Consider the following 272-nt stretch of genomic DNA (forward strand, 5'->3'; position numbering starts at 1 on the left):
GCCGATCCTCGCCGTGCTGCGCTGGGGCCTGGCCGGCGCGTTGGCGATATTGCTGCTGCTGGACCTGGCCTTCCCGCTGCCGCTGCCGCCGGCGCGCGATGCCTCCACCCTGGTGACCGCCGCCGACGGCACGCCGCTGCGTGCCTTCGCCGACCGCGACGGCGTGTGGCGCTACCCGGCCGATGCCGGCAGCGTCTCGCCGCTGTACCTGCAGGCGCTGCTCGGCTACGAGGACCGGGCGTTCTACCGCCATCCCGGGGTCAATCCCTGGG

1 pseudogene is annotated in these 272 nt (G+C 74.6%); it reads left to right on the plus strand.

Annotated features, from left to right (window positions below):
• A pseudogene (locus SB775_RS29585) lies at positions 1-272 on the plus strand (hypothetical protein); the annotation flags it as partial.

The organism is Peribacillus sp. SIMBA_075 (assembly GCF_046534585.1).